The organism is Bradyrhizobium sp. S3.3.6, from assembly GCF_040546905.1.
GTDB lineage: Bacteria > Pseudomonadota > Alphaproteobacteria > Rhizobiales > Xanthobacteraceae > Bradyrhizobium > Bradyrhizobium cytisi.
The window spans coordinates 42,228-55,480 of sequence record NZ_JBEPOT010000018.1 but is presented as its reverse complement, the minus strand read 5'-3'; the positions used below and the strand labels follow the sequence as shown (position 1 = coordinate 55,480).

Below are 13,253 nucleotides of genomic sequence, written 5' to 3'. Positions count from 1 at the left end.
AGGGGAGGCGAGGCGGCGAGCGGCAGGCCCGCTACAACGCCAAGCCTTCGGCCTCGGCAAATTCCGTCAATTTCTGCCGGATCGAGACGCTGCCGGTCGGCGCATCCAGCAGCGGCCCAAGCATCGCTTCGGCCTTCTTGGCGTCGAGGTCAATCACCATCGCCTTGACCGGGCCGAGCGCGGTCGCTGATAGCGACAGCGAACGGTAGCCCATCGCGATCAGCGCCAGCGCGCCGATCGGCTTCGAGGCCATCTCGCCGCAGAGCGACAGTGATTTCTTCGCGGCGAGCGATTTTTGCGCGATGTCGCGTAGCGCGCGCAGGATCGGCGCCGACATGGTGTCGAAGCGTTCGGAGACCTTGGCATTGCCTCGGTCGACCGCAAACAGGAACTGGAACAGATCGTTGGAGCCGACCGAGATGAAGTCGACCTTCTTCAAGAGCTCGTCGAGCTGATAGAGCAGCGCCGGCACCTCGACCATGGTGCCGATGTCGATGCGTTCCGGCAGCGTGTGGCCGTGCTGGCGCAGATAAGTCAGCTCGCGCTCGACCAGCGCCTTCGCCGAATCGAACTCGGCGACCTCCGAGATCATCGGGAACATGATGCGCAGCGCGCGGCCGCCGCCGGCGCGCAAGAGCGCGCGGATCTGGCCACGCAACAGGCCGGGACGGTCGAGCCCGAGCCGGATCGCGCGCCAGCCGAGCGCGGGATTCTCCTCGATCACCGTCTCCATATAGGGCAGCGCCTTGTCGCCGCCGATGTCGAGGGTGCGGAAGGTGACGGGTTTCTGGCCCGCGGCATCCAGGACGGTGCGGTAGAGCGCGAGCTGATCGCTGGTGCGCGGCAGGCTCTGGCCGACCATGAATTGCAGCTCGGTGCGGAACAGGCCGATGCCGGCGCTGCCGGTGTCCTCGATATGCGGCAGGTCGATGGCGAGACCGGCATTGATCAGCAGCTCGACCTTCTGGCCGTCCTTGGTGACGCAAGGCCGGTCGCGTAGCGCCAGATATTGCGCCTGGCGCCGGGCGCGGAAGCGGACGCGCTCGGCAAAGGCCGCCTCGATCTCCTGCGACGGCCGCACATAGATCGTGCCCGACGTGCCGTCGACGATGACGGCGTCGCCGGGATCGGCGATGCCCGGCGCATTCGGCACCTCGCCGACTGCGGGAATGCCGAGCGCGCGCGCCACGATCGAAACGTGGGAATTGGCGGTGCCTTCCTCCAATATGATGCCGCGCAGGCGCTTGCGGTCGTAGTCCAGCAGCGCCGCCGGTCCCATCGCGCGCGCGATGACGATGGCGTTGTCGGGCAGTTGCTCGCGCGAGGGCGCGTGGTCCTGGCCGACCAGCTGCCGCATCAGGCGGTAGCCGAGATCCTCGAGATCGTGCAGCCGGTCGCGCAGATAGGGATCGGTCACGCGCAGCATGCGGGCGCGGGTGTCGGACTGGACGCGTTCGACCGCGGCTTCCGCCGTGAGGCCGGTGGCGACCGCCTCATGCAGCTTGTGCGACCAGCCCTGGTCGTTGGCGAACATGCGGTAGGCTTCGAGCACGTCGCGATGCTCGCCGCCCTCGGCGACGTCGCCGCGCTCAAGCATCCGGTCGAGATCCGAGCGCAGCTTGGCGAGCGCGGTGTCGAGCCGCTTGATCTCCTTCGGCAGATCCTCGGCGATGTAGTCCTTGATGACGACGCGCGGCTCGTGCAGCACGACATGGCCGAGCGCAATGCCTTCCGAGAGGATAGCGCCGGCCTTCTGCGTGGAATGGCGCGCGGCCGGCTCGAGGCCAGGCTGGGCGAGCGCGGACAATTCGCCCGACGCAATCAGCTCCGCCAGCACCATGGCCGTCGTCTGCAGCGCCTCGAGCTCTTCCTCGACATAGGTGCGCTTGGCGCGATTCTGCACCACCAGCACGCCGAGGGTATTGCCGGCGCGCAGGATCGGCACGCCGAGGAACGAGTGGTAGATCTCTTCGCCGGTTTCGGGGCGGAACGAGAAGGCCGGATGGCTCTGTGCGTCGTTCAAGTTGAGCGGCGTCGCCTCGCTGGCGACGAGACCGACAAGACCCTCATGGGCACTCAGCACGGTATGGTGCACGGCCTCGCGGTTGAGGCCTTCGGTGGCGTAGAGCTCGAGGGTGTTGTCGACGCGCAGCACGTAAACCGAGCACACCTCGGCCACCATGTTGGCGGCGATCAGCACCACGATCTTGTCCAGCCGCTCCTGGGCCGAGACCTGCTCCGCCATGGTTTCGCGGAGCCGTCTCAACAAGACGCGGGGACCTCCCGACGCGCTCCGCATGAACCGTCAATCTCCTCCGTCTGCCCGACCCGGCGATATTGGCCGGCGGCTGGCCTAAAATTCCAGAAAAACAATCAAATTGTCCGTCCGGCGCAGGCGCAAGCCACCGCTTGCACCGAATCAGCAGCCTGAACTGGGACACAGTCTGCGGCAGCCCACCCTGTTCGCCGTATAGCGAATTGAGGCTTGTTTTGCCAAGCAAAACGCCTGCCAAACGCGAAGGTGTGTACACTTCGCGTTTGCTGCAACCGCTAAGAGAAAATTAGTCTAAACCTGATCGAGGCCGTAGAGTGTATGCAGGGTGCGCACCGCAAGCTCGGTATAGGCGGTGTCGATCAAAACCGAGAATTTGATCTCGGAGGTTGTAATGGCCCGGATGTTGATGTTCCGTCCGGCGAGGGCCGAAAACGCCTGAGCGGCGACGCCGGCATGGCTGCGCATGCCGCTGCCGATCACCGAGATCTTGGCGACGTCGGTGGCGGTATCAAGCCTGATATAGCCGATCTTGGCCTTGGCGGCGGTAATCGTGTCCTTGGCGCGGTTGTAGTCGGCGGCCGGCACCGTGAAGGTGAGGTCGGTGGTCTTGCCGTCCTCGGACACGTTCTGAACGATCATATCGACGTTGATATTGGCATCCGCGAGCGGGCCGAAGATCGACGCCGCCACGCCGGGCTTGTCCTCGATCTGGCGCACCGAGATCTGGGCCTCGTCCTTCGAAAAGGCGATGCCGGTGACGACGTGGCTTTCCATGATCTCCTCCTCGCTGCAGATCAGCGTGCCGGGCGGCTGGTTGGCATGCGGGTCGATGTCCTCGGGCTTGTCGAAGCTCGAGCGGACGAAGATCGGCATGTTGTGGACCATGCCGAGTTCCACCGAGCGCACCTGGAGCACTTTCGCGCCCTGGGAGGCCAGTTCCAGCATGTCTTCGAACGCGATCTTGTCGAGCCTTTTGGCCTTCGGCACGATTCGCGGGTCGGTGGTGTAAACGCCGTCGACGTCGGTGTAGATGTCGCAGCGGTCGGCCTTGACGGCGGCGGCGATCGCCACGGCCGAGGTGTCGGAGCCGCCGCGGCCGAGCGTGGTGATGCGGTTGGTCTTGGGATCGATGCCCTGGAAGCCGGCGACGACCGCGACCTCCTTGCGATCCCTGAAACGGGTGATGATCTCGCTGCCGTCGATGTCCTCGATCCGGGCCGAGGCATGGGCGTCGCTGGTCTTGATCGCGATCTGCCAGCCCTGCCAGGAGCGGGCCTGGATACCCATGCCCTGGAGCACGATGGCGAGCAGGCCCGAGGTCACCTGCTCGCCGGAGGCGACGACGGCGTCGTATTCGCGCGCGTCGTGCATCGGCGAGGCCTCGGTGCACCAGGCCACCAGCTCGTTGGTCTTGCCCGACATCGCCGAGACGACCACAGCCACTTCATGGCCGGCGTCGACCTCACGCTTCACATGGCGTGCGACGTTGCGGATACGTTCGATGTTGGCGACGGACGTGCCGCCGAATTTCATCACGAGGCGGCTCATGACGACGCGTGCATTCCCTCATAAGGATCAGTATGGTGACCCGCAATGGACGGGTGCTTGCGGACACCGACCGCGCGTATACATAGCGGCGGGGCCGGGGGCAAGCGGGTTCCTGCGGGGGCAGGCTTGAGGTCGCCTTTGGGGGCGTCGCCTTTGGGGGTAATGGGTTAACCGAGATCATGGCGCGTTATATCGACGAGATCCTGCAGCCGGGCGAGCGGGTGCTGTATTCGACCAATGCGCACTGGATCTTCTATTTTCCGGCGATTGTGGCCTGGATCGTAGTCTTGGCGCTGTTCGTGGCGTCCCGGCAAACCATTGTTGAAGGCCTCGTCCTGCTCTGTCTCGTCGCGTCCGGCCTCGTGGCTCTGGCAGCGCTCTACTGGACCGTGAAGGGCTGGTTCCATCGCTTCACCACCGAGACCGACGTCACCAACCTCCGGGTTGTGCACAAGACCGGCTTCATCAAGCGCCGCACCTTCGAGATGGCGCTGGACAAGGTCGAGAGCGTCGACGTCGATCAAACCATTCTTGGACGAATTCTCAACTACGGCGACGTGACCATTCGCGGCGTCGGCGAGGGCATTGAGACGATCAAGACCATCGCCTCGCCACTCGCCTTCCGTAGTTCGATCACCACGCGGTAGGACCGCGCGTAACCCATGAGCATGCAGCAAGATACTTCCGCAACCGCACCCCGCGCGCCGGGCTCGACCGTCGATGCCGCCGAGATCGCGAAATTCTCAAAGCTCTCGGCCGAATGGTGGGACCCCAAGGGCAAGATGGCGCCGCTGCACCGGATCAATCCGTTGCGGCTCGGCTATATCCGCGACGCCGCCTGCCGCAAGTTCGAGCGCAATGTGCGCAGCCTCAACTGCCTCGGCGGCCTCCGCGTGCTCGACATCGGCTGCGGCGCCGGCCTGTTGTGCGAGCCGCTGTCGCGGCTGGGTGCGCAGGTCATCGGCGTCGATCCGTCGGCCAGCAACATCGCCGCGGCGAAGCTGCATGCCGACAAGAGCCATCTGTCGATCGACTATCGCTGCACCACGGTGGAGGAGATCGATCCGCGCGAGCGTTTCGACATCGTGCTGGCGATGGAGGTGGTCGAGCACGTCGTCGACGTCGGCGTCTTCCTGAAGCGCTGCGCCTCGATGCTGAAGCCCAACGGCCTGATGGTCGTGTCTACCCTCAACCGCAATTGGAAGAGCTTTGCGCTCGCCATCGTCGGCGCTGAATACGTCCTGCGCTGGCTGCCGCGCGGCACCCACGAGTGGAACAAGTTCGTCACCCCCGACGAGCTGACCAAGTATCTCCTCGACAACCGCCTCGTCATCACCGAGCAGACCGGCGTGGTCTACTCCCCCTTCGCCGACAAATGGACCCTCTCGTTGGACATGGACGTGAACTACATGGTCGTGGCGGAGCGGATGGTGTGAGGGGGTGAGCGAGGCGCGAGCATCGCTCCTATGACGTTGCGCCGATTGACCTGTTGCCGCGCCCTCGGCAGTTTGCAGTCATCTACCCCGTAGTGCAGTCACCCCCCGCTCACACACCCCATGTTCACCGTCACCAGCCTCTGGATTCCCTTCACCGTCATTGCTGCGCTCGGCCAGGTCGCGCGCAATGCGATGCAGCGATCGCTGACGAAGCCGCTGGGGACCTGGGGCGCGACCAATATCCGCTTCCTGTTCGGCTTCCCGTTCTCGCTGCTATTCCTAGGGTTTGTGCTGGTCGCGACCGGCGATCGTCTCGGCATGCCGCCGACCGTGTTCTGGCCGTGGCTGCTGCTCGGTGCGCTCAGCCAGATCGTCGCCACCGGGCTGATGCTGCTCGCGATGAACGACCGCTCCTTCGTGGTGACGACAGCCTATTTGAAGACCGAGGCGATCCAGACTGCGATCTTTGGCTTCGTCTTCCTCGGCGATCACCTGACCTGGCTGAAGGTGTTGGCGATCGTGATCGCGACCGTCGGCGTCGTCATCACCGCGCTGCGGCCGGGCGGCGAGAAGAGTTTTGCGGAGCTGAAGCCGACGATCACCGGCCTGGTTGCGGCCGCGGCCTTCGCGCTCTCCGCTGTTGGCTTCCGCGGCGCGATCATCAACGTTCCCGGCGTCTCGTTCGTGACCTCGGCCTCGTTCACGCTGGTGCTCGGCCTGTTCGTGCAGACGCTGATCCTGACGATCTATCTGCTTTGGCGCGCGCCAAAAGTGCTTCAGTCGATCCTGGGGCTGTGGAGGCCGTCACTGCTGGCGGGCTTCATGGGGGCCTTCGCCTCGCAATTCTGGTTCCTGGCGTTTGCGCTGACGGCTGCCGCCAATGTCCGCACGCTCGCGCTGATCGAGGTGCTGTTCGCGCAAGCCGTGGCGTATTACTCCTTCAAGCAGCCGATCGCGCCGCGCGAGATTTTTGGCATCGTGCTGATCGTGGTCGGCGTGGCGCTGCTGGTGGGATTCTGACGCGCTTTGCGCGTCAATTCCTGTCTTCCGGCAGCGTCGGCAGCGGCGACACCTCGATACCCTCGTCGATCAGCGATTTTGCCTCGTCGGGCGAGGCCTCGCCGTAGATCGGACGGTGCTCCTTGTCGCCGTAATGCATCGCGCGGGCTTCGTTGGCAAAACGCTCGCCGACATTGTCGGCGTTCTTGACGATGTGGTCGCGCAGCTCTTTCAGCTTGGTGCGGAGCTCGCGCTCCTGCGCCATCATCAGCGAGGTGGATCCAGACTGCGCCGCCTCAGGCGTTGGCGTCGTGGTCGGCTCCGGCGGCGGTGTCGCGCTGCCGCGCCCCTTCTTGCCGATGATACGCGGCGCCATGATCGCCTTGTCGACCTTGGCCGAGCCGCAGATCGGGCAGGTCACGAGCTTGCGCTTCACCTGCGAATCATAAGCCGACGAACTCTGGAACCAGCTCTCGAACGCGTGCTTGCGGTCGCAATGGAGCGCGTAGCGGATCATACCGATCCCCGCACCAGGTGCAGATGATCCGGCCCGGCCTTGGGATCGGAGACGCCGAAGCGGCGGCCGTGCTGGAGCGAGGGGATCGCGCGGCGTGCGGTCTCGACCCTGGCCGGGTCAATCTTGGCCATGATGATGCCGGGCTCGACACCGCCCTCGGCGAGAATCTCGCCCCAGGGATCGATGATCAGCGAGTGACCATAGGTCTCGCGCTTGTTCTCGTGCAGGCCGGCCTGCGCAGCTGCGAAGATGAAGCAGCCCGTCTCGATCGCGCGCGACCGCAGCAGGATGTGCCAGTGCGCCTCGCCGGTCTTGCGGGTGAAGGCCGACGGCACGGTGATGAAATAGGCGCCACTTTCAGCGAGTGCGCGGTAGAGCGCGGGGAAGCGCACGTCGTAGCAGATCGTCAGCCCGACGCGGCCCCAGGGCAGGTCGGAGATCACGGCGGTCTCGCCCGGCTGGTAATTGGCGGATTCGCGATAGCTCTCGCCGTCCGGCAGCTCGATGTCGAACATGTGGATCTTGTCGTAGCTCGCGAGCACATTGCCCTCGGGCCCGATCAGGAAGGAGCGGTTGACCGCCTTCTCCGGCGAGAAGCGCAACGCCAGCGAGCCGACATGGATGTGGATCTTCAGCTCGGCCGCGAGCGAGCGATATGCCTTCAGCGAGGCGTCGTCCTCTTCGCTCTGGAGATGCTCGAACAGCGCCTTGCGGTTCAGCTGCATCATGTTGCTGACTTCGGGCGTCTGCACGTAGTCGGCGCCCTTGGCAGCCGCCTCCCGGATCAGTTTCGTCGCCTGTGCGAGGCTCGGCTCGGACATCAAGCCGGTGCGCATCTGCACCATGGCGGCGGTGAAGGTCCTGCTGTCGCTCATGAGGCCGCCTTGACGCTTTCGAGGAGGCCGTCCAGCTTGCCTTCGCGGTCGAGCGCGTAGAGGTCGTCGCAGCCGCCGATATGGGTTCCGCCGATCCAGATCTGCGGGAAGGTCGAGCCCTCGCCGGCGCGGTCGTACATCTCGTCGCGCCATGACGCGTCCTTGGCGACGTCGAATTCCGTGAAGCTCGCCTTCTTGCGGGTCAGAAGCGACCGGGCTGCGGAACAATAGCCGCAGCCCGGCCTGGTGTAGATCTCGACAGCAGCGGTCATGGCGTCCAGCGCTTTCATGTCATGAATTTGTTGAATTATATGGGAGTTTAGCGGCTCTCGACAACCCGGGCAAAGACCAGCACGTCGACCTGGGCTGCCTTGGCGCGCAGCAAGGCCCGCGCGCAGGCATCCAGCGTCGCACCTGATGTCAGGACATCATCGACCAGGACGATGCGCCGGCCCTGGATCTCGGCCTGACGGTCCGGGGATACCTGGAATGCGCCCTGCACGTTCGCGGCGCGCTGGGCTCGCGACAGGCCTATCTGCTGCTCCGTGTGGCGCACCCGGCGCAGCACCTCGCCCCGCACCTTGATCCCGCTCTGTCGCGCGATGATGTGCGCCAGCGCACCGGACTGGTTGTAGCGGCGGCGCCAGGCCCGGCGCCAATGCAGGGGCACCGGCACCAGCATGTCGGCGCCGGCAAGCAGCTCACCGCCCGCGCGTGCCATCCAGCGGCCCATGGCGGGCGCGAGATCCGTGCGGTCCTGGTATTTCAGCGCATGCACCAGCGTGCGCGCGACGTCGTCATAGCGCACCGCCGCGCGTGCCCGCTGGTAGGCCGGTGGACTCGCGATCGCCTCCATCGACAGCATGTCGGGGCCGGGATCATAGACAAAGGGAATACCGAGCCGCGGGCAATAGGGCCGCTCGATGAACGACAGCCTTGCCCAGCACGCCGCGCATACACCCTCGCCATCCACCGGCTCGCGGCAGGAGACGCACAAGGTCGGTAGCGCAATGTCGAGCGCGAGCCTTGGCAGATGCGCCAGCACACCGCGGCAGGCCTTGAGCGCGCCGCGCAGATGGCTGGAAATGGAGCGTGATGGTGATGCCTCGGCGTCCATTGGGCAAGGCTAGCCCCGTCCTGCGCCACGCTCAAGGCAATGGGCTGCTCTTGTCTGTGCCCGGCCTACGGCCCTTTCGGCAGCACGGGCCGGAAGAACGATCGCTCATAGCGACGGAAGCAGCGCGTTTGCCTTGCGAAGTCGATCGCCTTCTGGACGTCCGGATCTTCGGCGCTGTCCTTCCGATACTGTTCGTACGCCGCGAGGCTCGGGAAGCTGAACATCGCGAGGGCGACGTCGCTCGCCCCTTCCGATGGCAGGAAGTAGCCGTGGTGGATGCCGCCGAATCTTGGCACTAGTTCCAGCCACATCCTGCCATAAGCTTCGAATTCGGCGAGCTTGTCCGGGGGGATCTCGTATCGCAGGTAACAGGTGATCATCGTCTGATGCTCCAGTGCGCCACAAAGCTGGCGCGCATTGTTGGCTTGGAACGCGAGGGCCGGTGCGGCGTCCACGAGGAAGGCTAGCGCCACATGCAGTGGATTGCCAGAACCGGCATGATCGGCGTAACCAGCGCCATGGCCACAAACCCACAAACGCCGCCCGCCTTGTTCGATCGTGCTTTGCTGCACGCGCGGCAGCGCCGTGCGCAGGCGCAAGGTGCCGTGACCTTCCTGCTCGATCGGGTGGCCGAGGACATGTCCGACCGGCTGGCTGCGGTGATGCGCGAATTTCACGCGCCGGCTGATCTCTGGACGCCAGGCGAGGGGCTGGCGGCGTTACGAGCGCGACTGCCGTCATTTCAGCAGATCGCGCTTGGCGAAACCGGCGAGGAGAAGCTGCCCTTCGCTCCCGAAAGCCTCGATCTTGTCGTGTCGGCGCTGGCGCTGCAATTCGTCAACGATCTTCCCGGCGTGCTCGCGCAAATTCGCCGGGCACTGAAGCCGGACGGGCTACTGCTCGCCGCGATGATCGGCGGCGACAGCCTGACCGAGCTGCGCCAGGCGTTTGCTGCGGCGGAAGTCGAATGCGAGGGCGGCGTGTCGCCGCGGGTGGCGCCGTTCGCGGATCTGCGGGATATCGGCGCGCTGTTGCAGCGGGCGGGTTTTGCGCTGCCGGTCACCGACGTCGACCGCGTCGTGGTGCGCTATTCCAATGCTTTTGCCCTGATGCAGGATCTTCGCCGCATGGGTGCGGCCAATGTGCTGATCGAGCGGCGGCGCACGCCGAGCCGGCGCGCGACCCTGCTGCGCATGGCCGAAATCTATGCCGAGCGCTTTGCCGACGCCGACGGCCGCGTCCGTGCGACCTTCGATATCATCTGGCTCTCCGGTTGGGCCCCGCATGCGAGCCAGCAGCAGCCGCTGAAGCCGGGATCGGCGAAAGCGAGCCTGGCGGAGGCGGTGAAGAAGGCCGGGGAGAGCTGACACGTGTCCCGGACGCGCTGCAGCGCTCTTGCGCTGCTGCGCTGCGTCCGGGGCAGGCAAGCCTCACATCAGCAAGTCAATCAAATGCGGGATCAGCGGAATGTCCGCCGGCGGCATCGGATAGTCGCGCAGCTTGTTGGCACGGACCCAGGCCAGCTTCTGGCCCTCCCGCGCCATGACCTGGCCCTCCCAGCGCCGGCAGATGTAGAGCGGCATCAACAGATGAAAGGTCTCGTAGCCGTAGCTCGCGAAGGTCAGCGGCGCCAGGCACGGCTCGGCGACGGTGATGCCGAGCTCCTCATTGAGCTCGCGGATCAGGCTCTGCTCCGGCCGCTCGCCCGGCTCCAGCTTGCCGCCGGGAAATTCCCAGAGGCCCGCGAGCGTCTTGCCCTCGGGGCGCTGCGCGATCAGGACGCGCTTGTCGGCGTCGACCAGCGCGCACGCTACCACCAGTGTCAGTTTGAGATCAGCCATCAGCTTCAGCTACGACCTGTAATCGCCGTTGATCGCGACATATTCCTTGGTGAGGTCGCAGGTCAGCACGCGGTCGCGGCCCTTGCCGAGGCCGAGCGTCACCTTGATCGCGATCTCCGGGGCCTTCATCGCTTCCGACACCTGCGCCTCGTCGTACGACGGATCGCGCGCGCCGCTCTTGGCGACGCGGATGCCGTTGAAGGAGATCGAGAGCTTGTCGCGGTCGGCCGGCTCGCCGGCCTTGCCGACCGCCATGACCACGCGGCCCCAATTGGCGTCCTCGCCGGCGATTGCGGTCTTCACCAGCGGCGAGTTGGCGATCGACATCGCGATCTTGCGTGCCGAGGCCTTGGTCTTGGCGCCCTCGACAGTGATCTCGACCAGCTTGCGCGCGCCTTCGCCGTCACGGGCAACTTGTTCGGAAAGATTGGCGAGCACTTGGTTGAACGCCTTGACGAAGGACTTCAGGCGCGGATCGCTGGCACGGCCGATCTTTGGTGCGCCGTGCTCCGCGGCAGCGCCGGTGGCGAAAGCCAGCAGCGTATCGGAGGTCGAGGTGTCGCCGTCGATCGTGACGGCATTGAAAGTGTCCTCGACGCCGGCCTTGAGCAGCGCCTGCAGCGCAGCGGGCGCGATCGGCGCGTCGGTGAAGATGAAGGATAGCATCGTCGCCATGTCGGGGGCGATCATGCCGGCGCCCTTGGCCATGCCGTTGATGGTGACCTTGGCCTTGCCGAGCTTCACGGTCGCGGTCGCGACCTTGGGGAAGGTGTCGGTGGTCATGATCGCCTTGGCGGCAGCGAGATAATCGCCAGCCTCAGTGGTCTCGGCGAGGCGTTCCAGCACGCCGTCGAACTTGGTCGCGTCCAGCGGCTCGCCGATCACGCCGGTCGAGGCCAGAAAGATCTCGCTCTCGCTGCAGCCGACGGCCTTGGCCGCGATCTTCGCGGTCAGCGCCGTGGAGCTGCGGCCGGTCTTGCCGGTGAAGGCGTTGGCATTGCCGGAATTGACGACCAGCGCGCGTGCCTTGCCGCCTTTGAGCTTGGCGCGGCACCATTCGACCGGCGCGGACGGGCACTTCGACTTGGTGAAGACGCCGGCGACCGCGGTGCCCTTGTCCATGACCGCCAGCAGCACGTCGGTGCGGTTCTTGTAGCGGATGCCGGCCTCGGCCGTCGCGAGACGGACGCCCGCGATCACCGGCATGGCGGGAACGTTCTTCGGGGCGAGCGGGGAGGCGGTTGAGGACATCGCGAGGTGCCTTGGCTTGTGCCTTGGTGAGGTCTGGATATGCAGATGGCCGGGACATCAAGTGCGAAGACGTGCTTCGCACTTTCGGCCCGGCCATTGCGATGCTTAGATACTCTTGGCGTCACCGAAGTGACAGCGAATTTTTACTTCTTGGCGGGGGGCGCCATCTTGCTGTCGGAAGGCTTGGTATCGGCCGGCTTTGCGTCGGCCGCCGGCTGGTCCGTCCGCTCGACCTTGGCTTCGGCGCGGAGCTTGGCGACGTAGTCGGCCTGGGCCTTGCGGGTGACGTACTGCTCGATCTGGGCCTTGACCTGGTCGAACTCCGGCGCCTTGCGGTTGCGCTTTTCCTCGACCTTGATGATGTGCCAGCCGAACTGCGACTTCACGGGATCGGAGATCTTGCCCGGCTCGAGCGCGAACGCGACGGCCGAGAATTCCGGCACCATCTGCTCCTTGGTGAAGAAGCCGAGGTCGCCGCCGTCGGCGGAGCCGGGATCCTTGGACTTCTTCTTGGCGAGCTCGGCGAAATCGGCGCCCTTGTCGAGCTCGGCCTTCACCGCCTTGGCCTCGTCCTCGGTCTCGACCAGGATGTGGCGGGCGCGCACTTCCTGCTCGCCGGTGATCTGCTTGGAGGCCTCCTCGTAGACCTTCTTCATGGCGTCGTCGTTGGTCGCGGCCTTGCCTTCCTGGGCCAGCAGGCTGTCCATCAGCAGGCGATTGCGGGCGAACGCCATCCGCTTCTTGAATTCCTCGCCGTCGGCGACCTTCTTGTCCTCGGCGGCCTTGGACACGATCTTCATGTCGATCAGGAACGACAGGACATTCTCGTCCTTGGTCGCGGGATCCATCTGGGCGAGGCTCGGTCCGAGTTCCTCCTCGGCCATGGCGACGTCGCTCTTCTTGATGTCAACGCCATTGACCTTCGCCAGGACCGGATCGTCGGCGGCCCGGAGCGGACCAGCGAACGCCAGGGACAGCGCCAGGGCAAAGCAGCCAGCCAGGGCGGACGCGTGGCGGAAACGCTGGCCGGTGGTGACCGGGAACGAGGTGGTCATGCAAAATCCTTATGTTGAAGCAGGGGCTGCTTAAGCGGGGCGGACACTCGCCCAATTCAGGGGGGCTTGGCAACGCGAAAAGTCTGTCAAAATGATGAATTAGCCGCAATGCGCCTGCCGTTGACAAGGCCCTGACCGGGCCATATCTCTGCCCGGTCGCGACCATGGCGATGGCGTTTATTTTGCTGCGTTTTTGGCCGTTGAACCCAGACTAGCCCAATTCCCACCCATCTGGCGGATGACCCCCGCAGTCCGGGCTCTGACGCCGACAGGCGTCACGGTGAGTTGATAGGCAGGCGGGTGACAACTTCTTGGCTGCAACGCGGTTAAATCGCGAAC

The 13,253-nt window shown here is 65.2% G+C and carries 14 protein-coding genes; 4 read left to right on the top strand and 10 right to left on the bottom strand.

Translation table 11 applies throughout. The features are described 5' to 3' along the window. Positions 1–31 precede the first annotated feature (31 nt). Both ptsP and ABID59_RS34945 read right to left on the bottom strand, forming a co-directional pair. Positions 32–2,299, bottom strand: coding sequence for a phosphoenolpyruvate--protein phosphotransferase (ptsP, locus tag ABID59_RS34950; RefSeq protein ID WP_148756450.1), 2,268 nt, complete (start codon positions 2,297–2,299; stop codon positions 32–34). 267 nt (positions 2,300–2,566) lie between these two features. Then, the gene (locus ABID59_RS34945; RefSeq protein WP_148756449.1) at positions 2,567–3,823 is read right to left on the bottom strand and encodes an aspartate kinase; all 1,257 of its coding nucleotides are present in this window, start codon (positions 3,821–3,823) and stop codon (positions 2,567–2,569) included. Positions 3,824–4,002: 179 nt separating this feature from the next. Between ABID59_RS34945 and ABID59_RS34940 the strand changes: the two genes are divergently transcribed. The 3 genes from ABID59_RS34940 (at position 4,003) to ABID59_RS34930 (ending at position 6,279) form a co-directional block, all read left to right on the top strand. Beyond that, positions 4,003–4,470: a PH domain-containing protein gene (locus ABID59_RS34940; protein ID WP_148756448.1), complete on the top strand. Its 468-nt coding sequence runs from the start codon at positions 4,003–4,005 to the stop codon at positions 4,468–4,470. A 15-nt stretch (positions 4,471–4,485) separates the two neighbouring features. Next, positions 4,486–5,259 (top strand): bifunctional 2-polyprenyl-6-hydroxyphenol methylase/3-demethylubiquinol 3-O-methyltransferase UbiG, encoded by a 774-nt coding sequence (gene ubiG / locus ABID59_RS34935; protein WP_187435493.1) that lies wholly within the window; start codon positions 4,486–4,488, stop codon positions 5,257–5,259. Positions 5,260–5,379: 120 nt separating this feature from the next. Further along, positions 5,380–6,279, top strand: coding sequence for an EamA family transporter (locus ABID59_RS34930; RefSeq protein WP_354086381.1), 900 nt, complete (start codon positions 5,380–5,382; stop codon positions 6,277–6,279). A 13-nt stretch (positions 6,280–6,292) separates the two neighbouring features. On the opposite strand, the gene ABID59_RS34925 is transcribed toward ABID59_RS34930, so the two are convergent. From ABID59_RS34925 to ABID59_RS34905, 5 genes are all read right to left on the bottom strand, one after another. Beyond that, on the bottom strand, positions 6,293–6,775 hold the full coding sequence (locus ABID59_RS34925; RefSeq protein WP_354086380.1) for a DUF1178 family protein: 483 nt from the start codon (positions 6,773–6,775) through the stop codon (positions 6,293–6,295). Next, on the bottom strand, positions 6,772–7,650 hold the full coding sequence (locus tag ABID59_RS34920; protein WP_148756445.1) for a carbon-nitrogen hydrolase family protein: 879 nt from the start codon (positions 7,648–7,650) through the stop codon (positions 6,772–6,774). Before ABID59_RS34920 ends, ABID59_RS34925 begins: the two co-directional genes overlap by 4 nt. Beyond that, complete coding sequence (grxC, locus tag ABID59_RS34915) at positions 7,647–7,922, bottom strand: glutaredoxin 3 (protein ID WP_148756472.1); 276 nt, start codon at positions 7,920–7,922, stop codon at positions 7,647–7,649. The genes ABID59_RS34920 and grxC overlap by 4 nt, the downstream gene beginning before the upstream one ends. A gap of 47 nt (positions 7,923–7,969) precedes the next feature. Next, on the bottom strand, positions 7,970–8,767 hold the full coding sequence (locus ABID59_RS34910; RefSeq protein WP_354086379.1) for a ComF family protein: 798 nt from the start codon (positions 8,765–8,767) through the stop codon (positions 7,970–7,972). Between the two features lie 65 nt (positions 8,768–8,832). Continuing rightward, positions 8,833–9,147 (bottom strand): NIPSNAP family protein, encoded by a 315-nt coding sequence (locus ABID59_RS34905; protein ID WP_148756443.1) that lies wholly within the window; start codon positions 9,145–9,147, stop codon positions 8,833–8,835. Between the two features lie 117 nt (positions 9,148–9,264). Between ABID59_RS34905 and ABID59_RS34900 the strand changes: the two genes are divergently transcribed. Next, positions 9,265–10,134, top strand: a complete 870-nt coding sequence (locus tag ABID59_RS34900) for a methyltransferase domain-containing protein (RefSeq protein WP_354086411.1) — start codon at positions 9,265–9,267, stop codon at positions 10,132–10,134. Positions 10,135–10,197: 63 nt separating this feature from the next. On the opposite strand, the gene mutT is transcribed toward ABID59_RS34900, so the two are convergent. From mutT to ABID59_RS34885, 3 genes are all read right to left on the bottom strand, one after another. Continuing rightward, positions 10,198–10,608, bottom strand: a complete 411-nt coding sequence (gene mutT, locus ABID59_RS34895) for an 8-oxo-dGTP diphosphatase MutT (protein WP_148756441.1) — start codon at positions 10,606–10,608, stop codon at positions 10,198–10,200. A 9-nt stretch (positions 10,609–10,617) separates the two neighbouring features. Next, on the bottom strand, positions 10,618–11,859 hold the full coding sequence (gene argJ, locus ABID59_RS34890) for a bifunctional glutamate N-acetyltransferase/amino-acid acetyltransferase ArgJ (protein WP_354086378.1): 1,242 nt from the start codon (positions 11,857–11,859) through the stop codon (positions 10,618–10,620). A 143-nt stretch (positions 11,860–12,002) separates the two neighbouring features. Continuing rightward, entirely contained in the window at positions 12,003–12,914 is a 912-nt protein-coding gene (locus ABID59_RS34885) for a peptidylprolyl isomerase (protein WP_148756439.1), read from the bottom strand. Positions 12,915–13,253 lie beyond the last annotated feature (339 nt).

Coding starts and splice junctions, on each gene's coding strand:
- ABID59_RS34945 (WP_148756449.1), bottom strand. CDS start 3,823: ATGAGCCGCCTCGTGATGAAATTCGGCGGCACGTCCGTCGCCAACATC.
- ABID59_RS34940 (WP_148756448.1), top strand. CDS start 4,003: ATGGCGCGTTATATCGACGAGATCCTGCAGCCGGGCGAGCGGGTGCTG.
- ubiG (WP_187435493.1), top strand. CDS start 4,486: ATGAGCATGCAGCAAGATACTTCCGCAACCGCACCCCGCGCGCCGGGC.
- ABID59_RS34885 (WP_148756439.1), bottom strand. CDS start 12,914: ATGACCACCTCGTTCCCGGTCACCACCGGCCAGCGTTTCCGCCACGCG.
- ABID59_RS34900 (WP_354086411.1), top strand. CDS start 9,265: ATGATCGGCGTAACCAGCGCCATGGCCACAAACCCACAAACGCCGCCC.
- ABID59_RS34930 (WP_354086381.1), top strand. CDS start 5,380: ATGTTCACCGTCACCAGCCTCTGGATTCCCTTCACCGTCATTGCTGCG.
- grxC (WP_148756472.1), bottom strand. CDS start 7,922: ATGACCGCTGCTGTCGAGATCTACACCAGGCCGGGCTGCGGCTATTGT.
- ABID59_RS34910 (WP_354086379.1), bottom strand. CDS start 8,767: ATGGACGCCGAGGCATCACCATCACGCTCCATTTCCAGCCATCTGCGC.
- mutT (WP_148756441.1), bottom strand. CDS start 10,608: ATGGCTGATCTCAAACTGACACTGGTGGTAGCGTGCGCGCTGGTCGAC.
- ptsP (WP_148756450.1), bottom strand. CDS start 2,299: ATGCGGAGCGCGTCGGGAGGTCCCCGCGTCTTGTTGAGACGGCTCCGC.
- ABID59_RS34925 (WP_354086380.1), bottom strand. CDS start 6,775: ATGATCCGCTACGCGCTCCATTGCGACCGCAAGCACGCGTTCGAGAGC.
- argJ (WP_354086378.1), bottom strand. CDS start 11,859: ATGTCCTCAACCGCCTCCCCGCTCGCCCCGAAGAACGTTCCCGCCATG.
- ABID59_RS34905 (WP_148756443.1), bottom strand. CDS start 9,147: ATGATCACCTGTTACCTGCGATACGAGATCCCCCCGGACAAGCTCGCC.
- ABID59_RS34920 (WP_148756445.1), bottom strand. CDS start 7,650: ATGAGCGACAGCAGGACCTTCACCGCCGCCATGGTGCAGATGCGCACC.